Source organism: Methylobacterium sp. C1 (assembly GCF_001854385.1).
GTDB lineage: Bacteria > Pseudomonadota > Alphaproteobacteria > Rhizobiales > Beijerinckiaceae > Methylobacterium > Methylobacterium radiotolerans.
Map to the genome: position 1 here is coordinate 1,151,233 of NZ_CP017640.1, position 23,378 is coordinate 1,174,610.

The window sequence follows — 23,378 nt, forward strand, 5'->3', positions numbered from 1 at the left end:
CTGCGGTTGATCCACGTCCAGGGTGCGGCGGCGCCGGAACGCGTCGCGCCCCGCGCCGGAACGAGGCCGCGTCAGGCCGTGCCGCCGGGGGCTCGGCCGATCACGCGGCCGGAGCCTGCCCAGCCACGACGACACCGAGGGTATCGAGGAGCGACGACCGGGCCCGGCTCACGCGGCTCTTCACGGTGCCGACCTGGCAGCCGAGCATGATCGCAGCCTCCTCGTAGGTGTGGCCCTCGGCGCCCACCAGCAGCAGCGCTTGGCGCTGCGCCGACGGCAGGTCGCCGAGACGCTCCCAGACGACCTTGAGGGTGCTGGCATCCTCCTGGTCGGACGGGCTGGTCATCTGACCGGCATGCGTCCCGTCCACGTCCTCCACCTCCCGCCGCGTCTTGCGCAGATCGGTGTAGAACTGGTTGCGCAGGATCGTGAACAGCCACGCGGTGAAGTTGGTGCCGGGCCGGAACCGCTCCTGGTTCGCCCAGGCCTTCACGAAGGTCTCCTGCACCAAGTCGTCGGCGCGGCTCACGTCGCCCACGAGCGACAGGGCGAAGGTGCGCAGGGCCGGCAGCGCCTTGATGATGTCGCCGCGGAAGTCGAAGGGCACCGTCTCCCCGTGCGCCGTGACCGCCGCCTCGAAGCGCGATACCAGCGCGGCGAGCTGCGCCGGCAGGGGCTCCAGCTCGACGACCTTGAAATACTCCCGGATCGGCAGGGCGAGGTGCTGGCCGATGGACGCGGCGTAGCCGGCCCCGTCCCGGGTGCCCGCAGTTGCATCTGGCCGGTCCGCAACGTCCTCAGTCATGAACGTTTCCGCCTCCCACGCTGGCATACTAGAATAGCTCTAACGTCGGTAGCGATAAAATTCTGAACCTATGCCAAACGCTCCCGAGTGTGACAGGGAATTTAGGCAGAGTGCCCGAGGTGACAACGCCGGCCGGATCCGCCTTCCCGGGCTGGCGGCGGCGGGCCGGGCGATGCAGATTGCGGGCAGTCAGGAGAGCGGGATGAGTCACGATCACGCGCAGCACTCGCATGATCATCACGATCACCACCACGGCAGCGACCTGTCGCCGGTCGAGGCCCGGGTGCGCGCCCTGGAATCGCTGCTCACCGAGAAGGGCTACGTCGACCCGGCGGCCCTCGATGCCCTGGTCGAGCTCTACGAGACCAAGGTCGGCCCGCACGCGGGCGCCCGCGTCGTGGCCCGGGCCTGGACCGATCCCGCCTTCCGGGCGCGGCTCCTGGCCGACGCCACGCCGGCCATCGCCGAACTCGGGATCGGCGGCCGCGGCGGCGAGCACATGGTGGTCGTCGAGAACACGCCGGAGATCCACAACCTCGTCGTCTGCACCCTGTGCTCCTGCTACCCGTGGCCGGTGCTCGGCCTGCCGCCGGTCTGGTACAAGGCGCCGCCCTACCGGGCCCGGGCGGTGATCGACCCGCGCGGCGTGCTCGCCGAGTTCGGGGTGACGCTGCCGGAAACGACCCGCATCACCGTCTGGGACTCGACGGCCGAGACCCGCTACATGGTCCTGCCGATGCGGCCGGCCGGGACCGACGGCTTCTCAGAGGAGGCCCTGGCCGCCCTCGTCACGCGCGATTCCATGATCGGCACGGGGCTGCCCGAGGCGATCCCGGCCGCCCCCGCGGAGATGCCGGTATGAACGGGGCCCAGGATCTCGGCGGCGCGCACGGCTTCGGGCCGGTGGTGCCGGAGCCGGACGAGCCAGTCTTCCACGCCGCGTGGGAGCGCCGCGTCTTCGCGCTGGCGATGGCCATGGGCTACACGGGCGCCTGGAACCTCGACGGCAGCCGGGCCAACCGCGAATCCCTGCCGCCCGCGGAATACCTCGCGTCGAGCTACTACGAGATCTGGCTCAAGGCCCTGGAGAAGCAGGTCGTCGCCACGGGGCTGGCGACGCCGGCCGAGATGGAGTCCGGCCGCTCCGCGGAGCCGGCCAAGCCCGTCGCGCGGGTCCTGGCCCGCGAGGGCCTGGAACAGCGCTTCCGGGCCGGCTTCCCGAGCAGCCGCGCCGCCGACGCCCCGGCGCGCTTCGCGGTGGACGACGCCGTCCTGGCCCGCAACATCCACCCGACCGGCCACACGCGGCTGCCCCGCTACGTGCGCGGCAAGCGCGGCCGGATCGTGCGCGTCGACGGGGTCTTCGTCTTCCCCGACACCAACGCCTACCGGGCGGGCGAGAACCCGACCTGGCTCTACACGGTCGCCTTCACGGCGCGGGAGCTGTGGGGCGAGAGCGGCGACCCGGGGGGCGTCGTCACGGTGGCGGCCTTCGAACCGTACCTGGACCCCGCGTGACCGCGCCGTCGCCCAGCCCCTTCGCGGCGCCCTGGGAGGCGCAGGTCTTCGCGCTGGTGGTCTCCCTGCGCGAATCCGGGCTGTTCACGTGGTCGGAATGGGCGGACCGGCTCGGCCGGCAGATCCGGCCGGCCGAGTCGCCCGAGCAGGCGGCCGATTACGGCGCGTGGCTCGCGACGCTGGAGGCGCTCCTGGCCGAGCGCGGCGTGGCGGGACCCGAGAGCGTCGCGGCGCGGACCGAGGCCTTCCTGCGGGCCGCGGAGGCGACGCCCCACGGCCAGCCGATCCGCCTGGAGAACGACCCGCTCTACCGGCCCTGAACCCGCAGGCTGTCGAGCGGCACCGGCGCGGCGTGCGACCGGCCGCTCATCAGCTGGTCGAGCAGGGCCAGGACCTCGGGTCGCCCGCAATTCCGGGCGGGCTCGAACGGCGTCCAGGTCTGGGCGAAGTCGAGGCGCTCGAACACGTCGCGGTAGCGGCGCAGCTCGCTCGGCGTGAGCGGCACCCCGCGCACGAAGGCCTTGTGGGCCGAGATCGTGGTGGCCCGGCGGAAATCCGCGGGGTCGAGCTCGAACTTCAGCGCGTCGCCGCAGAAGCAGATTTTTCGCCCACGGTCGTACAGGATCGCGTGGCCATCGAAATGGCCCGCGGTGCGGTGCAGTTCCAACCCCGGCAGCGGCTCCAGAAAATCGTCGTAGGGCCAGCTCACCTGGAGCGCGGCGCTCCAGGTGAAGTCGGCCGCCGGCAGGCACAGCTCCGGGTCGAACCGGTCCTGGAGCTGCGGCAGCGCCCCGTAGGAGTGCGGGTGCGAGGCCGAGAGGACGGCCATCCCGCCGAGCCGCTCGATCTGGTCGAGGGCGGCCTCGCTGAAGACCGGGCAGCCCTCGAAGCCCATGTTCCCGTGCTCGGTCTGGATCAGGTAGGCGGACGGGCCGATGCCGGAGACCGGCTCGTTCCAGAAGCGCCAGACGCCCGGCTCGAGTTCCTGCCAGTGGCAGGGGAAGGCCTCCTGGGCCTCGCGGGCGGTGCGGAAGCGCCACCCGTCCTGCGGCACGACGTGGCGGGCGTCGAGGCACATCGGGCAGGCGGCCGGCGCCTCGAAGTGCCGCTGCCAGAACCCGCAATTGTCGCAGGTATAGGCGGGCAGCTTCAGGGCGCCCGCGAAGGGCAGATAGCCGGGCATCGTCGTGGACCTCTTCGGGGGCGGCGCGTGTGATGCGGCCGCAGTCGCAGTCGCCTTCTCCGCCGTCGCGAGCGGAGCGAAGCGACCCAGGGCAGCGCGACCTCGGCGGGGGCGGCGCAACGGGATGGCTTCGCACCGCTCGCGACGGCGGCGGCGGGCCTATCGATCGGAACGGGCTTAGCAGGCGGCGCGCACGGGCGCAGCCGTCAGATCCGCTCCGGCCGCCGGCGCGCCGAGCGGGCGGCGTGGACGGTGCCGGCGAGGCCGACGAGGGCCAGCCCGACGAGGCCGCCGACCACGACGTCGCGGGTCCGGCTCGTGACGAACTCTCCGCGGCTCGCCTTGGTCCGGCCGATGAAGCGCCCGTCGATCCCGACCGGGCCGGGCACAGCTTCGTAGAGGTTGCCGTCCATCTCGGGGATGGTCTCGTCGGAGAGCTGCGCCGCCCACATGGAGGCGGCCTTGCGGTCGGCGAGCGCCGGCGCCAGCGCCTGGGCGGCCGCCATCATCGCCGACGACCGCCCGACCCAGACCTCGCGGCGCGGGTGCTCGACCGCGTACAGGATCGCCTCGGCGCAGAGCCGCGGGTCGAAGACCGGATCCGGCGCGTACTGGCGGTGGCCGGTGCGGTTGCGCGCCCAGTTGAACTGGGGCGTGTTGACCGCCGGCAGGTAGATCACGCTGAGGCTGACATTGACCCGGTCGTGCAGCAGCTCGCAGCGCAGGGCGTCGGTGAAGCCCGAGACCGCGAACTTCGCCGCGCAGTAGGGTGCCTGCAGCGGCGCCGCCCGGATCGCGAGTCCCGACGAGACCTGGATGATCGCGCCGCGGTCGCGGCGCTTCATGAAGCGCAGGGCGGCGAGCGTCCCGTAGACCTGGCTGAGATAGGTGGTCTCGGTGACCCGCCGGTACTCGTCCGGAGTGATTCGGTCGGCCGGGTTCACCACCGTCGACATGGCGTTGTTGACCCACGCGCGGATCGGGCCGAGTTCGCGCTCCACCCGCTCGGCGGCGGCGTCCACGGCCTCCGGCTCGGCGACGTCGGCGCCGATCGCCAGCACCGGCTGGCCGTAGGCGGCCAGCGCCCGCTCGGCGGCGGCGAGACGGCCAGGATCCCGCGCGATCACCGCCACCGACCAGCCGCGCGCGGCGAATTCATGCGCGGTGGCGAGACCGATTCCGGCCGTGCCCCCGGTAACGACCGCAACCCGTGCCATACCCACCTCATCCTCGAGAGACCGAACCGGCAACCCGGTGCGGCGCGCTCGGTTGCGCCGCCGGGCCGGTCCGGAACGTCACGGGGGCCGCCGATTTCGCGGTCCGGGACGCAACGTCCGACGGTGGCCGCTGTTGACTGGTCGTACCGCGTCATGCCGAACCATCGAGGGTCGCAGCCATGCGCACTGGACGACGCTTCTCCCTGCTCTCGCTCCCGATCGATCCGTGGCCGCAGGCGTCCCTGGCCGAGCGGACCGCCGTCGGGATGGTCCTGACCGGCCTGCTGCTCGTGCCGGCCTGCGCGGTCGGTGCCGCGCTCCTCGTGATCTCGGCCGTCGCGGCCCACGTCTACTGGTCCTACGATCTCGGCGCCGCCCTGCACACGTTCATCGCCCGGCACGCCGGGGCCGCCGCCGCGCGGAGAGGCCGCCTCGTCCACAAGGCCTGACGGGGCGGGCGCCGATCCGCGGCCGGGCGGCGCGGCGGCCGGCAGTGCCGGCCCGCACGGCTCGACCACGCGACGCCCGCGATCCCTGTGCGTTCGTCTCGGTCCGATTTGACCTGACCGTCTCTCGTGGGCCAGTCAGGTTCGGAACCGAGAGATCGCCATGTTCCGTACCCTGATGACTGCGCGGCGCTTCGCGCCGCTGTTCTGGTGCCAGTTCTTCTCGGCGTTCAACGACAACTTCCTCAAGAACGCGCTCGCCTTCCTGATCCTGTTCGGGATCGGCGGCCAGGCGGACGCCCATGCCGGTGTCCTGGTGACGCTCGCGAGCGCGGTGTTCATCGGGCCGTTCTTCATCCTGTCGGGTCTCGGCGGCCAGTGGGCCGACCGCTACGACAAGGCCCTCATGGCGCGGCGGCTCAAGTTCGCCGAGATCTTCGCGGCCGGCACCGCGGTGCTCGGCTTCCTGCTGCACTCGATCCCGGTCCTGTTCGTGGCTCTTGGCCTGTTCGGGACGATCGCGGCGCTGTTCGGCCCGATCAAGTACGGGATCCTGCCGGACCATCTCCGCCGCGAGGAGCTGCCCGCCGGCAACGCCCTCGTGGAGGCGGCGACCTTCCTGGCGATCCTGCTGGGCACGATCGCGGCCGGCGCGGCCTCGGCGATGGGCGGCTCGGGCCTCCTGTTCGGCGCCCTGGTGATGGGCTTCGCCGTCCTGTGCTGGCTCTCGGCCCGGATGATCCCGCCGACCGGGGAGGGGGCGCCGGACCTGCGCGTCGACCCGAACGTCGCCCGCTCGACCTACGCGCTGCTGCGCGACCTCTGGGCCGACACGCGGCTGTGGCGCGGCTCGCTCACCGTGAGCTGGTTCTGGCTGGTCGGCGTGGTGGTGCTGTCGCTGCTGCCGGTGCTGGTGCGGGGCGCCTTCAACGGCACCGAGACGGTGATCACGCTGCTGCTCGCGCTGTTCTCGATCGGCATCGCCGTCGGGTCCGGCCTCGCCTCGTGGCTCGCCAGCGGCCGGATCGTGCTGCTGCCGACGCCGGTCGGCGCGGTGCTGATGGGCCTGTTCGGCCTCGACCTCGCCTGGACGGTCGGCCACCTGCCGGCACCGCCCGCCGAGCCGATCGGCCCCCTCGGCTTCCTGCAGACCGGCCACGGCCTGCGCACCGGCATCGACTTCCTCGGGCTGGCGATCTCCGGCGGCCTCTACATCGTCCCGTCCTTCGCGGCCGTGCAGGCCTGGGCCGAGAAGGCGATGCGCGCGCGGATCATCGGCGCGGTCAACGTCATGACGGCGGCCTTCATGGTCGCCGGCACCCTGGCACTGGCGGCGCTGCAGGGCGCAGGCCTCACGATCGCGAGCCTGCTCGCCGTGGTGGCTGTGCTGAACCTGATCGTCGGCGCGGTCGTGTTCGCGACCCTGCCGACCAGCCCGTTCCGCGACGCCCTGTCGATCCTGTTCCGGGCGTTCTACCGGCTGGAGGTGCGCGGCTTCGACAACCTCGCGGCGGCCGGGCCGAACGCCATCGTGGCCCTTAACCACGTCTCGTTCCTCGACGCGCCGCTCGCCCTGTCGCTCCTCGACCAGGAGCCGGTCTTCGCCATCGACAGCGGCATCGCGCAGCGCTGGTGGGTCCGGCCGTTCCTGCGCGTCACCAAGGCGATGCCGCTCGACCCGACCCGGCCGCTCGCCACCCGGACGCTGATCAACGCGGTCAAGGGCGGCGAGACCCTGATCATCTTCCCGGAGGGCCGGCTCACGGTCACCGGCAGCCTGATGAAGGTCTACGACGGCGCCGGGCTGATCGCCGACAAGTCGGGCGCGATGGTCGTCCCGGTGAAGCTCGACGGCCTGGAGCGCACGGTCTTCTCGCGGCTGTCGCGCGGGCAGGTGCGCCGCCGCTGGTGGCCCAAGGTGACCGTGACGGTGATGCCGCCGGTGCGGCTGACCGTGGACCCCGCGCTCAAGGGCAAGGCGCGGCGGCAGGCGGCGGGCGCCGCCCTCTACGGGATCATGTCGGACCTCGTGTTCCGCACCGCCGACATCGAGCGCGGCCTGATGGCGGCGCTGATCGAGGCGGGCGAGCGCCACGGCTGGGGCCGCAACGCCCTGGAGGACCCGGTCGGCGGCCGCCTCAGCTACAGCCGGCTCGTGATGGGCGCCAACGTGCTCGGCCGCAAGCTGATGCCGCTGGCGCCCGTGGGCGGCCGGATCGGCGTCATGCTGCCGAACGCCAACGGCGCCGCGGTGACGCTGTTCGCCCTCGCCTCCGCGGGCCGGGTGCCGGCGATGATCAACTTCTCCGCCGGCCCCGCCAACGTGCTCTCGGCCTGCCGGGCAGCGGAGGTCGGCAAGATCCTGACCTCGCGGGCCTTCATCGAGAAGGGGCGCCTGGGGCCGCTCGTGGAGGCGATCCGCGGATCGGTCGAGCTGATCTACCTGGAGGACGTGCGGGCCGGGATCACGACGGGGGACAAGATCCGCGGCCTCCTGGCGCCGCGCCGTCCCCTGGTGGCGCGCTCCGGCGAGGATCCGGGGGCGGTCCTGTTCACCTCGGGCAGCGAGGGAACGCCGAAGGGCGTGGTGCTCGCCAACCGCTGCATGCTCGCCAACGTGGCGCAGGTGGCGGCCCGGATCGATTTCGGACCGATGGACAAGGTGTTCAACGTCCTGCCGGTGTTCCACGCCTTCGGGCTCACGGCCGGGCTGGTCCTGCCCCTGGTCTCGGGGGTGCCGGTCTACCTCTACCCGTCACCGCTCCACTACCGGATCGTGCCGGAGCTGATCTACGGCTCGAACAGCACGGTGCTGTTCGGGACCGACACGTTCCTGACGGGCTACGCCCGCGCGGCCCATTCCTACGACCTGCGCTCCCTGCGCTACGTCGTGGCCGGCGCCGAGGCCGTGAAGGAGACCACCCGGAAGACCTGGGCGGAGAAGTTCGGGCTGCGCATCCTGGAGGGCTACGGCGTCACCGAGTGCGGGCCGGTCGTGGCGCTCAACACGCCGATGTTCAACCGCTTCGGCACGGTCGGGCGGATCCTGCCCGGCATCGAGACCCGCCTCGAGCCGGTGCCGGGGATCGACGAGGGCGGCCGCCTGTCCCTGCGCGGGCCGAACATCATGCTGGGCTACCTGCGCGCCGAGAAGCCCGGCGTGCTGGAGCCGCCGCCGGGCGGCTGGCACGACACCGGCGACATCGTGGCGATCGACGCGATGGGCTTCGTCACCATCAAGGGCCGGGCCAAGCGCTTCGCGAAGATCGCCGGCGAGATGGTGTCGCTCGCCGGCATCGAGGCGCTGGCCGCCGAACTCTGGCCCGACCGTCCGAGCGCGGTGGCGGCGGTGCCGGACGCGCGCAAGGGCGAGCGGCTGATCCTGTTCACGCAGGAGAAGGGCGCGACCCGGGCCGCCTACCAGAGCTTCGCCAAGGGTCGCGGCGCCTCCGACGTCGCGATCCCCGCCGAGGTGGCGGTGCTGGACGCGATCCCGATGCTCGGCACCGGCAAGGTCGACCAGGTGGCCGTCACGAAGCTCGCGCTGGAGCGGGCGAAGGAGAACGCGGCGGCCTGACGGTCGCGCCTGCGCGCGCGTCACCCAAACGGGGGATGCGGGGCTCCCCGGGATCCGCTCGTATCGTGAATACAGCCGCGATTCGAACCGCTTGACGCGTTCGGGGCGCGGGGCTGGAGGGGGCTCGGGGCGCAACGGCGAGGGACAGATCATGCGGAAGAGCAGGCGAGTTCCGGCTTGGCTGGCGAGGCGGACCTACTTCAAGCGGATCGAGCGGTGGGCGAAGCCCGGCAAGGCGCACAAGGCGGCGCAGCCCCCTGAGACAGCGACCGCCCCGATGCCTTCGAACGTCGTGCCGTTCCCGGTCCGGGTGAATCGCCCGGATCGCGCCGCCTTCGAGGACCTGCGGGGCGTCGGGACGGCGTAGGGTCCGGCCGCAGCCGGGCCGGCGCCCGGGACGCCGATTGGTCCGGGGGCTTGTCGATCGCGCGGGAACACGGGATCCTGCGCTGTCGGAGCCGAGACCGGGAGGATGCGTGCCGCAGGACGGGTCGGATCCGCGCGCGCCGGCGCCTCCTCGGAAGCGGGCGAGGGGCCTGCGCGCGGCGCTGGGAGCGGCGGCGCTCGGGCTCGGCCTGCTGGGGGCCGGCGCGGTTGCGCTCTGGCGCTACGCCGAGGCGCTGCCGCCCCTCGACCTGGCCGGGGCCGAATCGCGCTCGACGGTGGTGCTGGACCGGTCCGGCACGCTGCTGCGCCCCTTCGCGACGGCGGACGGGCGCTGGCGCCTGCCGGTCACCGCGGAGGCGGTCGATCCGCGCTACCGGGCGATGCTGCTCGCCTACGAGGATCGCCGCTTCGCCGCGCATCCCGGCATCGATCCGGCCGCCGTGCTGCGCGCCGCCCGCCAGTGGCTGACCCGCGGCCGCATCGTGTCCGGCGCCTCCACCCTGTCGATGCAGGTGGCACGCCTCGTCGAGCCGCGGCGCGAGCGGTCGCTCGAGGCCAAGCTCCGCCAGATGGTGCGGGCGGTCACGCTGGAGCGGCGCCTCGGCAAGGCCGGGCTGCTCGATCTCTACCTGGCGCTGGCCCCCTACGGCGGCCCGCTGGAGGGCGTGCGCGCGGCGAGCGTCGCGTATTTCGGGCGCGAGCCGGTCCGGCTGACCGCCGCGCAGGCGGCCCTGCTCGTCGCCCTGCCGCAATCGCCCGAGACCCGCCGCCCCGACCGGTTCCCCGAGCGCGCCCGCGCCGCCCGCGACCGGGTCCTGGCGGTGGCCGTCGCGCGGGGGATCCTCACGGCGGCGGAGGCCGAGGCCGCCCGGGCCGAGCCGGTGCCGACGGCGCGCAGGCCGTTCCCGATGCTCGCGGCGCACGCCGCCGAGGAGGCGGTGGCGGCCGATCCCGGTGCCGCCACGATCCGCCTCGCGATCGACGGGCGCCTGCAGGAGCGGCTGGAAACCCTGGCGGCCGAGCGCGCCGCCGCCGCCGGCCCGGACCTCTCGGCCGCGATCCTCGTCCTCGACAACCGCGACGGCCGGGTGCTCGCCCAGGTCGGCAGCGCCGGCTACCTGGACCCTGCCCGGCGCGGCGCCATCGACATGACCCTGGCGGTGCGCTCGCCCGGCTCCGCGCTGAAGCCGTTCGTCTACGCCATGGCCTTCGCGGACGGCCTCGCGCATCCCGAGACCCTGCTGGAGGATCGCCCGGCGCGCTTCTCGGCGAGCTACGCGCCGGAGAATTTCGACCTGACCTTCCAGGGTACAGTCACGGCCCGGCGGGCCCTGCAGCTCTCGCTCAACGTGCCCGCGGTCGAGCTGATGGATGCGGTGGGTCCCGCCCGCTTCATCGCCCGGCTGCGCGCCGCGGGTGCCGGGGTCCAGCTCCCGCGGGAGGCTGCCCCGGGGCTGCCGGTCGCGCTCGGCGGCCTCGGCATCACGGTCACCGACCTCGCGCGGCTCTACGCCGGACTCGCGCGCGGCGGCGCGGTTCCGGACCTGCTCCGCCGCGCCGACGGGGTCGCGGCCGAATCCCGGCACCGCGTCGCGGAGCCCGTCGCGGCCTGGTACGTCGCCGACATCCTGCGCGGCACGCCGCCGCCGGAGAACGCCCTGCCGAACCGCATCGCCTACAAGACCGGCACGTCCTACGGCTACCGCGACGCCTGGGCCGCCGGCTTCGACCGTCACGCGACGATCGTCGTCTGGGCCGGGCGCCCGGACGGGGCCGCGGTGCCGGGGCTCGTGGGCCGCACCGTCGCGGCGCCGATCCTGTTCGACGCCTTCGCGCGCCTCGGGACCGAGCCCGAGCCGGTCCCCCAGCCGCGGGACGCGCTGGTGGTCGGGACGGGGAGCCTGCCGCCGCCGCTGCGGCACCTGCGGCGCGAGGCGGCCGAGGCGGCGGGACCGGCGCTGCGGATCGCCTATCCGCCGGACGGGGCGCGGATCGATCTCGGCCTCGCGGCGGACCGGCACGGCGCCGCGGAGGGCGGCCCGGGCCTCGCCCTCAAGGCCCTGGGCGGCGTGCCGCCGCTCACGTGGCTGGTGGACGGTCAGCCGGTCGTCCAGACGCCGCGGCGCCGGGCCGAGTGGGCCCCGGGCGGCGCGGGCTTCGCGCGGATCTCGGTCCTCGACGCGACCGGCGCCAGCGACAGCGTGTCCGTCCGACTGGAGTGAGCCCACGGCGGGGTCCCTCGGCTCAGCGACCGATCCCGAGGCCGCGCTGGGCGCCGGCCGGGCCGCGCGACTCGCAGGATTCCAGCGCCGCGGCGAGGCGCGCCGCGCTGGCGGCGGACCCGTAAGACAGGTTGAGGACGGTGCCGAGGATCCCGACGCTCACGAGCACGCCGAGGGCTGCCGCGCCGAGCAGCACGGCGGTAACCAGCCGGCTGCGCCGCAGATCGGCCGTCAGCGCCTGGATGAGGTCCCGGTTGTGTTCGGCGAGACCGTTCCGCGCCGCCACCAGCTCGTTGTACATGTTCGTGATGGCGTTGGTGGACATGTACACCAGCAACAGGTGGACGACGAAGTCGTCGTCCGTCGTGGTGTTCAAGGCGGCCGCGATCCGCACCGCGAGCTGACGCTCCCAGGGCTGGAGATCGCGGCCGTGGACCGACCGGTAGAACCGCTCGAGGTTGGTCACGGCCGGAGGGCATCCCGCCACGCCGTGTGGAAGTTGCGCCGCAGGCGGCGGCCCTCGACCCGCAGGCGCATCGGCGCGCTGTTCGCCAAGGCCTGCCAGGTCATGTTCTGGACCCGCAGGGCCTCGATCAGCCGCTCGCCGATCCGCTCGATCTCGATGACGCGAAAGTTCGACTGCTTCCGCAGGGACCGCACGAGGTCGGACGATTCGAGATAGTCGAAATTGGTCGCCTGGGCGGTGTTCTTCGCCAGGACCGCGCGGTCGCACTCGATCAGCATGGGCCGGAGCTCGCGCAGGACCTCCAGGGCTGTGGGATCCACCGCGCCGGCCGCGACCACCACGGCGAGGCGGACATTCGCCTCCCGGCAGCTCTCCACGATGATCTCGGTGCAGCGGCGGGTCGTCTCGGTGTCGCCGGCCGGGAAGTCGACCACGACGAAGCGCTCGGCCGCCTCGGTCACGCGCTCGATCAGGTCCTGGCACAGGGTCGGGTCGACGCGGCCCGTGCTGTCCTCGGCGCGCAGGCGCTGCCGGACGGCGGTGAGTCCGGGGCGGCGCGGAACGAAGTTGTCGCTGCCGGGGATGGTCTCCTGCATGAGCGCGGTGTGGAAGTGCCGGTTGGCCGGGTCGGTGTCGATCGCCAGCACCGGACCGACCTCCGCGCAGAGATCGGCCACCTGGAGGGCGATGGTCGTCTTGCCGACACCGCCCTTGCCGCCGAGGCAGAGCACGAGAACCTTCGCGGCGGCGCCCAGAAGATCGCGCTGGATGTCCTGGATCTCGTCCGGGCTGTACCAAGCCGGAACCTTGATCTGCGTCGTGTCGGTCATGCGGTGTCTCCTTGCTGATACGTGCCTGTTGGCCGCGGCGCGCGCGGCACCGGCCTGCGGGATCTCGAGGGCTCACGGGGCCGGGCCCGGACGCACGGTCCGCGGCGGCGGGCCGGAATCCTCGACGGCGCGATCGCGCACGGGGCTCCCGGGTCTTCTCAAGCGCGGGATCCGATCGGGCCCGGGCCGGCACGGGCAGGGCCGCGGTCGCGGGCCTGCCGATCGACCGCCGACGGCGTCGCGGCCGTTCGGCCGCCTCTCGGTCGGGGCCCGGGCGCGGACCGCCGACGATGGGGGCTCGCGATGACGTCCGTCGCCACGATCTGCACTCCGTTGCTGGATCTGCTTCGCCGGCGGCTCGGCCGGAAGCTTTCCCCACTGCGGCCGAGTACCGGCAAGATGTTGCCCGGTCCCTTGCCGGACGCAAGCCCGATCAGATCAGATTTGATCCCGGCGGATGCTCTAAAATGAGATCCTTAACAAACTTATATATTTGTAAAACTCGATGATCTTAGCCGATATTGTCCAGTATCTGCGATTTAATACGGAACATCGCGGACGTACCGGGCAATTCGAGCGATTCGCCTGGCCGGAAAACGGGAACGCGTGCCGCGCCGTGGTCCTCAGGCCCGATCTGCTCGACAGGCCGACGGTCGCGGTCGGCCGTCTCCGGCAGTCTTCCGGACGTCAGCGCGCCGCGGCGAGGGGGGCGAACACGTCGACGAGGCCGTTCACCAGGATCTGCGTGCCGACGCACAAGAGCAGGAAGGCGAAGAGGCGGCCCATCACCCGGGCGCGGGCCGGGCCGATGAACGCCACCACCCGGTCGGCGGAGGCGTAGAGGACCGCGACCGTGGCGGCGACCGCGAGGGCCGCCAGCGTGACGCCGATGTAGAAGCCGAACCGCTCCGCGTAGGCCGCCGGCCGGTTGGCCCCCAGGGTGATGGCGACCGCGATCGTCCCCGGCCCCGTGGTGAACGGGAGCGTCAGGGGGAAGAAGGCGATGTCGGCGAGGGGACCGGGCGCGGGATCGCCCGGCGGCTCCGCCGGAGCCGCGCCGCGGCCCGCCGAGCCCGAGGCCTCGGCCTGCTTGCGCGCCTCCCGTGCCTCGGGCCGGTTCAGCTGGGTCCAGGCCGACGACATCACCACGAGGCCGCCGGCGATGCGCAGCGCCCCCAGGGTGACGCCGAAGAAGTTCAGGATCGGCGTGCCCGCCCAGAGGGCGCCGAGCATCACCAGGGCGGCGTAGACGCCGATCCGGCGCGACAGCAGCACGCGCTCGGCGTGGCTGAAGGCGCCCGCCACCTGGGCGAAGATGAAGGCGCCCCCGATCGGGTTCACGATCGAGAACAGGGCCGACAGGGCCAGCAGGAATTGCTGGGTGGTGAAGTCGAGGCTCATCGGGGTCAACCCGGGGAGGGGGCCGGCACCAGCACCCGGGCCGGCGCGAGGCGGCGGGCGCGCCGCACCTGCTGCACGGCGACCGGCCGGTAGAGCTGCTTCGTCGCGTCGACCACGTGCAGGCCCGCGAAGGGCAGGGACAGGCCGGTGCCGAGCCACTCCCAGGCGGGCCCGGTGCGCAGCATCAGGCGCGAGCGGGCCGGCGGCATGTACAGGGTCTCGGCCCAGCTCACCGGCGAGAACAGCGTCTCGCGCATGAGCCGCCCGAGCTGCGAGCGGCTGTAGGGCTGCCCGTGGCCGAACGGCGTCGCCTCCCGGCGGGCCCAGACGCCCCGGCGGTTGGGCACCACGAGGATCATGCGGCCGCCCGGCGTGAGGGTCCGCCAGACCTCCTGCAGCAGCTCCGTCGGGCTCTCCACCGATTCGAGGGCGTGGACCAGGATGACCCGGTCGATGGCGGCCTCCGGCAGCGGCATCATGGTGGGATCGGCGAGCGCCGCGCAGGAGCGCCCGGTGCTCGGCCAGTTCACCACGCCCTGCGAGGCCGGCATGAAGGCGAGGGTGCGCTCGGCGATGCAGTGGACCGGCCCGAGATACGGCGTGGCGTAGCCGATCCCGAGGACGCGCAGCCCCGAGACCGAGCCGAGGAAGTCGTGGAGCGCGCGGCCGACCACGCGGTGCGTCGTGCGGCCCAGAGGGCTGGCGTAGAAGGCCCGCAAGCCGTTGACGTCGAGACGCATGAGGGAACAGGAGATCGCGGACGGAACGGTCGTCGTACTCAATGGTGAGCCGCGCGCGCCGCGGCAAGCGCCGGAGGAACCCGGCCGGACCATCACCTGTTCACGGCAACAGTTTTCGCGCCGCCCCGCGCCCGTTCGCGCTCCTGGGAGACTCCGTCCGATGGCCGCCGAGACCGAGATTCGCACCTTCCTCTGCCGCAGCGACAATATCGGCGTGCTGATCCGCGATCCGCAGACGGGCGCCTGCGCGGCGATCGACGTGCCGGAAGCCGGACCGGTCCTCCGGGCCCTGAACGAGACCGGCTGGCGGCTGACCGACATCCTCGTGACGCACCGGCACGGCGACCACGTCGAGGGCATCCCGGAGGTGAAGCGGGCGACCGGCGCCCGGGTGGTCGCCCCCGCCAAGGCCGGCGACGCGGTCCCGCAGGTGGACGTGACCGTGCGGGAGGGCGACACGGTCACGGTCGGCCGCCTCGAGGCGCAGGTCTGGGAGACGCCCGGCCACTGCGCCGACCACGTGACCTACTGGTTCGCGCAGGCCGGCCTCGTCTGCGCCGGCGACACCCTGTTCACCCTGGGCTGCGGCCGGGTGATGGAGAGCCCGCCGGAGACGCTCTACCGCTCGCTGCGCCGCTTCGACGACCTGCCCGACGCGACGCAGGTCTTCAGCGGCCACGACTACGTACTCTCCAACGCCCGCTTCGCCCTGGCGGCCGATCCCGACAACCCGGACCTGAGGGCGCGCCTCGCCGAGGCCGAGCGCGCCCAGGCCGAGGGCCGCTTCCTCATCCCCTCGACCATGGGTGCGGAGCGGGCGACCAACCCGTTCCTGCGGAGCGGGCAGCCGGCCCTCGCGAAAACCGTCGACCTGCCGCCGCAGAGCGATCCCGAGGCCGTGTTCGTCGCCTTGCGGGCGTGGAAGAACCGCTTCTGACGCAGGTGATAACGAGAAAAATTTGTTGCCTTCTCAAGGCAAACTGACACATAGGGGTGTTTAAGCGGTCCTAATCCGCTCAGGTAACCGGGCTCCCGGGGGGAAGCCGTAACGTCAACGCGAAGCGCCGGGACGCTTCAGCCGGTATGATGGGGGTCCGTCTCGCCCTACCACCTGTCCACTTCCCGCCTTCCGCTTCCTTTCCTCAAGCCAGAGTCCGACGGGTCCAAGGAGGAGGCGCTCAGCGCCAAGGCCAAGATTACCGTCGCCGACGCCGAATCCGGCACACTCCGCGAGACGGGTGAGGCGGTCAGTCCTGCCCGCCCGCGGGCGCCGGTCGCGGCCGATGTGCGGCTGCTCGGGATCGCCACCGAGCATCTCTCGCGGCTCGGTCCCAAGCGCGTGACGGTCGTGGCCGTCGCCGCCGAGGCCGGCATGACGCACGCGAACGTCTACCGCTACTTCCCGTCGAAGGACGCGCTCCTCGACGCGGTGGCGGGCCGCTGGCTCCGCGAGGTCGAGGCCCGGCTCGCCGGCATCGCCGACGCGCCCGACCCCGCCGACGACAAGATCGAGCGGCTCCTGACCGCCCTGGCGACGGTCCAGCGGGACGCCCTGTTCGACGAGCCGAACCTGTTCGCGGTCCATCTCGACGCCACCGTGTCGGCCCGCCCGATCGCCCGGCGGCACCGCGTGCGCCTGCGCAGCCTCGTCGAGCGCGTGGTCGAGGAGGGGATCACCTCCGGGATCTTCTCGGCCCGGGACCGGGAGCGGGCGATCGCCTACATCTTCGACGCGAGCTACCGCTTCACCCATCCCCTGGCGATCCAGCACGATGCCGAGGTGCCGCGCGACCTGATCGAGGCCCGGTTCGGCGCCGTCATCCACGCGATCCAGCGGGTTCTGCGCTCCGGCATCCTCTGATCCGCCGCTCCCAGAACAGGATATTCCGAAGGCCCGGACACCCCGTCCGGGCCTTCGTCGTTCGCGCGGCCCGACGCGCTTCTTCACGCCCGGCGCGAACCGAAATGACAGGTTTTCAGATCTGTCATCGCGCCTTCGGAGCGGCCGCGCGGCAGGGTGCACTGCACCTAAAACCTTCGCGACGTTGACGTTTCCGAAGGACCGTCGGGCTCCCCGGTGGCGCTCCGGCGTCCCGGACGGGTCGCTCGCGCGGCCCGCATCGGGTTGAAGCCACGGTGCTTTTCGGCCACACAGCCGCGCAGATTTCAGAGTGGCGAATCCGGCCTCGGACCCTGACGGACGAGCAGCCCCGGCCTCGCGCAACGCATCACCGAAGTCGAACGCAGCGGAGACACATCCGACATGGCTCGCAACAAGATCGCGCTCATCGGTGCCGGCCAGATCGGCGGCACCCTGGCCCTTCTGGCCGGCCTCAAGGATCTCGGGGACGTGGTGCTGTTCGACATCGTCGACGGCGTGCCGCAGGGCAAGGCCCTCGACATCGCCGAGGCCGCCCCGGTCGAGGGCTTCGACGCGCGGTACGCGGGTGCCAGCGACTACGCCGCCATCAAGGACGCCGACGTGGTGATCGTCACCGCCGGCGTGCCGCGCAAGCCCGGCATGAGCCGCGACGACCTGATCGGCATCAACCTCAAGGTGATGCAGGCCGTCGGCGAGGGCATCAAGACCCACGCGCCGAACGCCTTCGTGATCTGCATCACCAACCCGCTCGACGCCATGGTCTGGGCGCTGCAGAAGTTCTCCGGCGTCCCGACCAACAAGATCGTCGGCATGGCCGGCGTGCTGGATTCGGCGCGCTTCCGCCACTTCCTCGCCGAGGAGTTCAAGGTCTCGGTGGAGGACGTGACGGCCTTCGTGCTCGGCGGCCACGGCGACGACATGGTCCCGCTGACCCGCTACTCCACGGTGGCGGGCGTGCCGCTGACCGACCTCGTCAAGCTCGGCTGGACCACCCAGGAGAAGCTCGACGCCATGGTCGAGCGCACCCGCAAGGGCGGCGGCGAGATCGTCAACCTGCTCAAGACCGGCTCGGCCTTCTACGCGCCCGCCGCCTCCGCCATCGCCATGGCCGAGAGCTACCTGCGCGACAAGAAGCGGGTCCTGCCCTGCGCCGCCTACCTCGACGGCCAGTACGGCGTGAAGGGCATGTTCATCGGCGTGCCGATCGTGATCGGCGCGAACGGCGTCGAGCGCGTGCTCGAGGTGACCTTCGACGACGCCGAGAAGGCCATGTTCGACAAGTCCGTCGCCTCGGTGACGGGCCTCATCGAGGCCTGCAAGGGCGTCGACAGCAACCTCGCCTGACCGGTAAGCGGATACCGGGCAGCGCGTAGCGTTCGGAGATTCGACTCTCGATCGCTCGATTCCTCTACGCGCCGCCCGCTGCCACCTATTCGCTCCTCCCTACGAGGCTCCGATGAATATCCACGAATATCAGGCCAAGGCCGTGCTGAAGGAGTTCGGCCTGCCCGTCTCCCGCGGCGTGGCCATCTTCAACCCGTCGGAGGCCGAGGCCGCCGCCAAGGAGCTCGGCGGTCCCGTCTGGGTCGTGAAGAGCCAGATCCACGCGGGCGGCCGCGGCAAGGGCACCTTCAAGGGCGCGCCCGAGGGCGCCAAGGGCGGCGTGCGCGTCACCAAGTCGATCGACGAGGTCAAGCAGTTCGCCGGCGAGATGCTCGGCCAGACGCTAGTGACCATCCAGACCGGCCCGGCCGGCAAGCAGGTCAACCGCCTCTACATCGAGGAAGGCGCCCAGATCGCCGAGGAATTCTACCTCTCGATGCTGGTCGACCGCGCCACGGGCGGCGTCGCCTTCGTGGTCTCCACCGAGGGTGGCATGGATATCGAGGCGGTCGCCCACGACACGCCCGAGAAGATCCACACGATCGCGGTCGATCCGGCCACCGGCGTGATGCCCCACCACGGCCGCGCCGTCGCCAAGGCGCTCGGCCTGTCGGGCGCCCAGGCCAAGGAGGCCGCCGCGCTCACCGAGAAGCTCTACGCGGCCTTCGTGGCCAAGGACATGAGCCTCCTCGAGATCAACCCGCTGGTGCTGACCGCCGACGGGCACCTCAAGTGCCTCGACGCCAAGATGGCCTTCGACTCGAACGCCCTCTACCGGCACGCCGACATCGTCGCCCTGCGCGACGAGACCGAGGAGGACGCCAAGGAGATCGAGGCGTCGAAGTACGACCTCGCCTACATCGCGCTCGACGGCACGATCGGCTGCATGGTCAACGGCGCCGGCCTCGCCATGGCGACGCTCGACATCATCAAGCTCTACGGCGAGGAGCCGGCGAACTTCCTCGATGTCGGCGGCGGCGCCTCGGAGGAGAAGGTCACGGCGGCGTTCAAGATCATCACCGCCGACCCGAACGTGAAGGGGATCCTCGTCAACATCTTCGGCGGGATCATGAAGTGCGACGTGATCGCCAACGGCGTGATCGCGGCCGTGAAGGCGGTGGGCCTGCAGGTGCCGCTGGTGGTGCGCCTCGAGGGCACCAACGTCGAGCAGGGCAAGGCCATCATCCGCAACTCGGGCCTCAACGTGATCCCGGCGGACGACCTCGACGACGCCGCCCAGAAGATCGTCGCCGCCGTGAAGGGAGCCTGACCATGTCGGTGATGATCGACGCCAACACCAAGGTCATCTGCCAGGGCTTCACCGGCAAGAACGGGACCTTCCACTCCGAGCAGGCCATCGCGTACGGCACCAAGATGGTCGGCGGCACGAGCCCCGGCAAGGGCGGCTCCAGCCATCTCGGCCTGCCGGTGTTCGACACCGTCGCGGAGGCCCGCGAGGCCACGGGCGCCGAGGCCTCGGTGGTCTACGTGCCGCCGCCCGGCGCCGCCGACGCGATCTGCGAGGCGATCGCCGCCGAGGTGCCGCTGATCGTCTGCATCACGGAGGGCATCCCGGTGCTCGACATGGTGCGGGTGAAGCGGGCGCTCACCGGCTCGAAGTCGCGACTCGTCGGGCCGAACTGCCCCGGCATCGTCACGGCCGGCGAGTCGAAGATCGGCATCATGCCGGCCAACATCTTCCGGCCGGGCTCCGTCGGCATCGTGTCCCGCTCGGGCACGCTGACCTACGAGGCGGTGTTCCAGACCTCCAATGCCGGCCTCGGCCAGACGACGGCGGTGGGCATCGGCGGCGACCCGGTGAAGGGCACCGAGTTCATCGACGTGCTGGAGCTGTTCCTCGCCGACCCGAAGACCGAGTCGATCGTGATGATCGGCGAGATCGGTGGCTCGGCCGAGGAGGAGGCCGCGCAGTTCCTGAAGGACGAGGCCAAGCGCGGGCGGAAGAAGCCGATGGTCGGCTTCATCGCCGGCCGAACGGCGCCTCCGGGCCGCCGCATGGGCCATGCCGGCGCGATCATCTCGGGCGGCAAGGGCGGCGCCGAGGACAAGATCGCCGCCATGGAGGCCGCGGGCATCCGCGTGTCGCCGTCGCCGGCCCGGCTGGGCTCGACGCTCGTCGAGGTCCTGAAGGGCTGAGGCAAGCGCGCCTGCGTTGCGGCCATCGCAGGGCCGCGACGCCCATATCGGGCGTGCAGACGATTTCAGCGGGGCGGTCACCCGCCCCGTTTCGGTTTGAGGGCGATCCGCCGCGCGGACGGGGAGCCCGGAGGGCAGGGGAGCCTGCCCGCGCGATCAGGATGGACGCACCATGGCACGCCAGGACGTGAACGAAGCGCTCCTCGAAACCTCGTTCCTCTACGGCGCCAACGCCGCCTACATCGAGGAATTGCAGGCGGCCTACGCCCGCAACCCGTCCTCGGTGGATCCGGAGTGGCAGGCCTTCTTCAAGGGGCTCGGCGAGGACGAGACCCTGGTCGAGAAGAACGCCGCCGGCGCCTCCTGGGAGCGGCCGAACTGGCCGGTGCCGCTCAACGGCGAGCTGGTCTCGGCGCTGGACGGCAACTGGGGCGCCCTGGAGAAGGCGATCGGCGACAAGATCGTCGCCCGCGAGGGCAAGGACGCCAAGCCCGGCAAGCCGCAGGACAGCGTCACGGCGACCACCGGCGTCTCGGTGGAGCAGGCGACGAAGGACTCGGTGCGGGCGATCATGCTGATCCGCTCCTACCGCATGCGCGGCCACCTCCACGCCAAGCTCGACCCGCTGGGTCTCGCGCCGCGCGGCGACCACGAGGAGTTGCACCCGCAGCATTACGGCTTCCAGGAGAGCGACTGGGACCGCCCGATCTTCCTCGACAACGTGCTCGGCCTCCAGTTCGGCACGATCCGCGAGATCGTCGACATCCTGGAGCGGACCTACTGCCAGACCCTCGGCGTCGAGTTCATGCACATCTCCGACCCCGCCGAGAAGGCGTGGATCCAGGAGCGCATCGAGGGCAAGGACAAGGAGATCTCCTTCACCCCCGAGGGCCGGCGCGCCATCCTCAACAAGCTGATCGAGGCCGAGGGCTTCGAGAAGTTCCTGGACCTCAAGTACACCGGGACCAAGCGCTTCGGCCTCGACGGCGGCGAGTCGATGATCCCGGCGCTGGAGCAGATCATCAAGCGCGGCGGCGCGCTGGGCGTCCGCGAGATCGTGCTGGGCATGGCCCATCGCGGCCGGCTCAACGTGCTCACCAACGTGATGGCCAAGCCGTTCCGGGCGGTGTTCCACGAGTTCAAGGGCGGCTCGGCCTCCCCGGCCGAGGTCGAGGGCTCGGGCGACGTGAAGTACCACCTGGGCGCGTCCTCGGACCGCGCCTTCGACGGCAACAACGTTCACCTGTCGCTGACCGCCAACCCGTCGCACCTCGAGATCGTCGACCCGGTCGTGCTCGGCAAGGTCCGCGCCAAGCAGGACCAGTGGGCCAAGCCCAACATCGAGCGCCGCACGGTGCTGCCGCTCCTGATCCACGGCGACGCGGCCTTCGCGGGCCAGGGCGTGGTCGCGGAGTGCTTCGGCCTGTCGGGCCTGAAGGGCCACCGCACCGGCGGATCGGTCCACTTCATCATCAACAACCAGATCGGCTTCACGACCGATCCGCGCTTCTCCCGCTCGTCGCCCTACCCGTCCGACGTCGCCAAGATGGTTGAGGCGCCGATCTTCCACTGCAACGGCGACGACCCCGAGGCCGTCACCTTCGCGGCGAAGGTCGCGGTCGAGTACCGCCAGAAGTTCGGCAAGCCGGTCGTGATCGACATGCTGTGCTACCGCCGCTTCGGCCACAACGAGGGCGACGAGCCGGCCTTCACCCAGCCGAAGATGTACCAGCGGATCCGCAAGCACCCGTCGGTGCTGGAGAATTACGGCCGCAAGCTGGTCGAGAACGGCTCCGTGACCCAGGAGGCGCTCGACGCCCGCAAGGCCGAGTTCCGCGGGATGCTCGACAGCGAGCTCGACGTCGCCAACAACTACAAGGCCAACAAGGCCGACTGGCTCGACGGCCGCTGGTCCGGCGTGAAGGCCGTGCACGAGGACGTGGACGATCCGCGCCGCGGCCGCACCGCCGTTCCGGCCGAGACCCTGCAGGAGATCGCCCGCAGGATCACCCAGGTGCCGCCGGGCTTCCACCTGCACCGCACGATCCAGCGCTTCATGGACAACCGCGCCAAGGCGGTGGAGACCGGGATCGGCGTCGACTGGGCGACCGCCGAGGCCCTGGCCTTCGGGGCAACGCTCCTCGACGGCAACCGGGTCCGGCTGTCCGGCCAGGACGTCGAGCGCGGCACCTTCTCGCAGCGCCACGCGGTGGTGATCGATCAGGAGAACGAGCAGCGCTACACGCCGCTCAACTCGATCCGCGAGGGGCAGGCCTCGATCGAGATCATCAACTCGATGCTCTCCGAGGAGGCGGTGCTCGGCTTCGAGTACGGCTACTCGCTCGCCGAGCCGAACGCCCTGGTCCTCTGGGAAGCCCAGTTCGGCGACTTCGCCAACGGCGCCCAGGTGGTGATCGATCAGTTCATCGCGTCCGGCGAGCGCAAGTGGCTGCGCATGTCCGGCCTCGTCCTGCTGCTGCCGCACGGCTACGAGGGGCAGGGGCCCGAGCACTCGTCCGCCCGGCTGGAGCGCTACCTCCAGGCCTGCGCCGAGGACAACATGCAGGTCGCCAACGTCACGACGCCGGCGAACTACTTCCACATCCTGCGCCGGCAGCTGAAGCGCGACTTCCGCAAGCCGCTGGTGCTGATGACGCCGAAGTCGCTGCTGCGCCACAAGCGCGCCGTCTCGAACCTCGACGCGCTCGCCGAGGGCTCGACCTTCCACCGCGTCCTGTGGGACGACGCCGAGGAGGAGGGGGCGCAGAACAAGCTCGTGCGCGACGACAAGATCCGCCGCGTCGTGCTCTGCTCCGGCAAGGTCTACTACGACCTCCTGGAGGAGCGGGAGAAGCGCGGCCTCAACGACATCTACCTGATGCGCGTCGAGCAGCTCTACCCGTTCCCGCTGAAGGCGCTGGCCAACGAGATGGGCCGCTTCCGCAACGCCGACGTGATCTGGTGCCAGGAGGAGCCCAAGAACATGGGCGCCTGGTCCTTCGTCGAGCCCTACCTCGAATGGGTGCTCGGCCAGGCCGGCTCCGCGGTGAAGCGTGCCCGCTACGTCGGCCGTCCGGCCTCCGCCTCCACGGCGGTCGGCCAGATGTCGAAGCACCAGGCGCAGCTCCAGGCCTTCCTCAACGAGGCCCTGGCGGTCTGATCGT

At 71.6% G+C, this 23,378-nt stretch carries 20 protein-coding genes; 13 read left to right on the forward strand and 7 right to left on the reverse strand.

Going from position 1 to position 23,378, the window contains the following annotated elements; all coding sequences use genetic code 11:
* Window positions 1–100: 100 nt before the first annotated feature.
* Complete coding sequence (locus BKE41_RS05415) at window positions 101–805, reverse strand: sigma-70 family RNA polymerase sigma factor (protein ID WP_012317906.1); 705 nt, start codon at window positions 803–805, stop codon at window positions 101–103.
* Between the two features lie 202 nt (window positions 806–1,007).
* Between BKE41_RS05415 and nthA the strand changes: the two genes are divergently transcribed.
* The 3 genes from nthA to BKE41_RS05430 are packed head-to-tail and all read left to right on the forward strand — an operon-like array spanning window position 1,008 to window position 2,643.
* Window positions 1,008–1,667, forward strand: coding sequence for a nitrile hydratase subunit alpha (nthA, locus tag BKE41_RS05420; protein ID WP_024830902.1), 660 nt, complete (start codon window positions 1,008–1,010; stop codon window positions 1,665–1,667).
* Window positions 1,664–2,323: a nitrile hydratase subunit beta gene (gene nthB / locus BKE41_RS05425; RefSeq protein ID WP_024830901.1), complete on the forward strand. Its 660-nt coding sequence runs from the start codon at window positions 1,664–1,666 to the stop codon at window positions 2,321–2,323. Before nthA ends, nthB begins: the two co-directional genes overlap by 4 nt.
* On the forward strand, window positions 2,320–2,643 hold the full coding sequence (locus tag BKE41_RS05430) for a nitrile hydratase accessory protein (protein ID WP_012317909.1): 324 nt from the start codon (window positions 2,320–2,322) through the stop codon (window positions 2,641–2,643). Before nthB ends, BKE41_RS05430 begins: the two co-directional genes overlap by 4 nt.
* Here the strand turns inward: BKE41_RS05430 and BKE41_RS05435 are convergent.
* Entirely contained in the window at window positions 2,631–3,506 is an 876-nt protein-coding gene (locus BKE41_RS05435; RefSeq protein WP_024830900.1) for an MBL fold metallo-hydrolase, read from the reverse strand. The genes BKE41_RS05430 and BKE41_RS05435 overlap by 13 nt on opposite strands.
* Before the next feature lie 206 nt (window positions 3,507–3,712).
* Entirely contained in the window at window positions 3,713–4,723 is a 1,011-nt protein-coding gene (locus BKE41_RS05440) for an SDR family oxidoreductase (RefSeq protein WP_012317911.1), read from the reverse strand.
* 179 nt (window positions 4,724–4,902) lie between these two features.
* Here BKE41_RS05440 and BKE41_RS05445 point away from each other — a divergent pair, with 179 nt between their 5' ends.
* From BKE41_RS05445 to pbpC, 4 genes are all read left to right on the forward strand, one after another.
* A complete protein-coding gene (locus BKE41_RS05445) occupies window positions 4,903–5,172 on the forward strand; it encodes a hypothetical protein (RefSeq protein WP_012317912.1) in 270 nt (89 codons plus the stop codon).
* A gap of 160 nt (window positions 5,173–5,332) precedes the next feature.
* Entirely contained in the window at window positions 5,333–8,746 is a 3,414-nt protein-coding gene (locus tag BKE41_RS05450; RefSeq protein WP_070998669.1) for an acyl-[ACP]--phospholipid O-acyltransferase, read from the forward strand.
* 151 nt (window positions 8,747–8,897) lie between these two features.
* Window positions 8,898–9,113, forward strand: coding sequence for a hypothetical protein (locus BKE41_RS05455; protein WP_053620708.1), 216 nt, complete (start codon window positions 8,898–8,900; stop codon window positions 9,111–9,113).
* A gap of 169 nt (window positions 9,114–9,282) precedes the next feature.
* Window positions 9,283–11,355 (forward strand): penicillin-binding protein 1C, encoded by a 2,073-nt coding sequence (gene pbpC / locus BKE41_RS05460; protein WP_245295963.1) that lies wholly within the window; start codon window positions 9,283–9,285, stop codon window positions 11,353–11,355.
* Window positions 11,356–11,377: 22 nt separating this feature from the next.
* Here pbpC and BKE41_RS05465 read toward each other — a convergent pair whose 3' ends face one another.
* From BKE41_RS05465 to BKE41_RS05480, 4 genes are all read right to left on the reverse strand, one after another.
* The gene (locus tag BKE41_RS05465; RefSeq protein WP_070998672.1) at window positions 11,378–11,821 is read right to left on the reverse strand and encodes a hypothetical protein; all 444 of its coding nucleotides are present in this window, start codon (window positions 11,819–11,821) and stop codon (window positions 11,378–11,380) included.
* Window positions 11,818–12,651 carry an ArsA-related P-loop ATPase gene (locus BKE41_RS05470; protein ID WP_070998674.1) on the reverse strand — a complete coding sequence of 278 codons (834 nt, stop codon included), beginning with the start codon at window positions 12,649–12,651 and terminating at the stop codon, window positions 11,818–11,820. The genes BKE41_RS05465 and BKE41_RS05470 overlap by 4 nt, the downstream gene beginning before the upstream one ends.
* A gap of 687 nt (window positions 12,652–13,338) precedes the next feature.
* Window positions 13,339–14,052: a MarC family protein gene (locus BKE41_RS05475; protein WP_012317918.1), complete on the reverse strand. Its 714-nt coding sequence runs from the start codon at window positions 14,050–14,052 to the stop codon at window positions 13,339–13,341.
* 5 nt (window positions 14,053–14,057) lie between these two features.
* Complete coding sequence (locus tag BKE41_RS05480; RefSeq protein ID WP_012317919.1) at window positions 14,058–14,792, reverse strand: methyltransferase domain-containing protein; 735 nt, start codon at window positions 14,790–14,792, stop codon at window positions 14,058–14,060.
* A gap of 160 nt (window positions 14,793–14,952) precedes the next feature.
* On the opposite strand from BKE41_RS05480, the gene gloB reads away from it, so the two are divergent.
* The 6 genes from gloB (at window position 14,953) to BKE41_RS05510 (ending at window position 23,374) form a co-directional block, all read left to right on the forward strand.
* Window positions 14,953–15,729, forward strand: coding sequence for a hydroxyacylglutathione hydrolase (gene gloB / locus BKE41_RS05485; RefSeq protein ID WP_070998676.1), 777 nt, complete (start codon window positions 14,953–14,955; stop codon window positions 15,727–15,729).
* Between the two features lie 348 nt (window positions 15,730–16,077).
* Window positions 16,078–16,653 (forward strand): TetR family transcriptional regulator, encoded by a 576-nt coding sequence (locus tag BKE41_RS05490; protein ID WP_012317921.1) that lies wholly within the window; start codon window positions 16,078–16,080, stop codon window positions 16,651–16,653.
* A 402-nt stretch (window positions 16,654–17,055) separates the two neighbouring features.
* Window positions 17,056–18,018 carry a malate dehydrogenase gene (mdh, locus tag BKE41_RS05495; protein ID WP_012317922.1) on the forward strand — a complete coding sequence of 321 codons (963 nt, stop codon included), beginning with the start codon at window positions 17,056–17,058 and terminating at the stop codon, window positions 18,016–18,018.
* 112 nt (window positions 18,019–18,130) lie between these two features.
* Window positions 18,131–19,327: an ADP-forming succinate--CoA ligase subunit beta gene (gene sucC / locus BKE41_RS05500; protein ID WP_012317923.1), complete on the forward strand. Its 1,197-nt coding sequence runs from the start codon at window positions 18,131–18,133 to the stop codon at window positions 19,325–19,327.
* Window positions 19,328–19,329: 2 nt separating this feature from the next.
* A complete protein-coding gene (gene sucD, locus BKE41_RS05505) occupies window positions 19,330–20,214 on the forward strand; it encodes a succinate--CoA ligase subunit alpha (protein ID WP_012317924.1) in 885 nt (294 codons plus the stop codon).
* A 172-nt stretch (window positions 20,215–20,386) separates the two neighbouring features.
* Window positions 20,387–23,374, forward strand: a complete 2,988-nt coding sequence (locus tag BKE41_RS05510) for a 2-oxoglutarate dehydrogenase E1 component (protein WP_012317925.1) — start codon at window positions 20,387–20,389, stop codon at window positions 23,372–23,374.
* Window positions 23,375–23,378: the final 4 nt, after the last annotated feature.

Excerpts from the sequence above, each read along its gene's own strand:
- BKE41_RS05415 (WP_012317906.1), bottom strand. The coding sequence starts at position 805 with ATGACTGAGGACGTTGCGGACCGGCCAGATGCAACTGCGGGCACCCGG.
- nthA (WP_024830902.1), top strand. The coding sequence starts at position 1,008 with ATGAGTCACGATCACGCGCAGCACTCGCATGATCATCACGATCACCAC.
- nthB (WP_024830901.1), top strand. The coding sequence starts at position 1,664 with ATGAACGGGGCCCAGGATCTCGGCGGCGCGCACGGCTTCGGGCCGGTG.
- BKE41_RS05435 (WP_024830900.1), bottom strand. The coding sequence starts at position 3,506 with ATGCCCGGCTATCTGCCCTTCGCGGGCGCCCTGAAGCTGCCCGCCTAT.
- BKE41_RS05440 (WP_012317911.1), bottom strand. The coding sequence starts at position 4,723 with ATGGCACGGGTTGCGGTCGTTACCGGGGGCACGGCCGGAATCGGTCTC.
- BKE41_RS05445 (WP_012317912.1), top strand. The coding sequence starts at position 4,903 with ATGCGCACTGGACGACGCTTCTCCCTGCTCTCGCTCCCGATCGATCCG.
- BKE41_RS05450 (WP_070998669.1), top strand. The coding sequence starts at position 5,333 with ATGTTCCGTACCCTGATGACTGCGCGGCGCTTCGCGCCGCTGTTCTGG.
- BKE41_RS05455 (WP_053620708.1), top strand. The coding sequence starts at position 8,898 with ATGCGGAAGAGCAGGCGAGTTCCGGCTTGGCTGGCGAGGCGGACCTAC.
- BKE41_RS05470 (WP_070998674.1), bottom strand. The coding sequence starts at position 12,651 with ATGACCGACACGACGCAGATCAAGGTTCCGGCTTGGTACAGCCCGGAC.
- BKE41_RS05475 (WP_012317918.1), bottom strand. The coding sequence starts at position 14,052 with ATGAGCCTCGACTTCACCACCCAGCAATTCCTGCTGGCCCTGTCGGCC.
- BKE41_RS05480 (WP_012317919.1), bottom strand. The coding sequence starts at position 14,792 with ATGCGTCTCGACGTCAACGGCTTGCGGGCCTTCTACGCCAGCCCTCTG.
- gloB (WP_070998676.1), top strand. The coding sequence starts at position 14,953 with ATGGCCGCCGAGACCGAGATTCGCACCTTCCTCTGCCGCAGCGACAAT.
- mdh (WP_012317922.1), top strand. The coding sequence starts at position 17,056 with ATGGCTCGCAACAAGATCGCGCTCATCGGTGCCGGCCAGATCGGCGGC.
- sucC (WP_012317923.1), top strand. The coding sequence starts at position 18,131 with ATGAATATCCACGAATATCAGGCCAAGGCCGTGCTGAAGGAGTTCGGC.
- sucD (WP_012317924.1), top strand. The coding sequence starts at position 19,330 with ATGTCGGTGATGATCGACGCCAACACCAAGGTCATCTGCCAGGGCTTC.
- BKE41_RS05510 (WP_012317925.1), top strand. The coding sequence starts at position 20,387 with ATGGCACGCCAGGACGTGAACGAAGCGCTCCTCGAAACCTCGTTCCTC.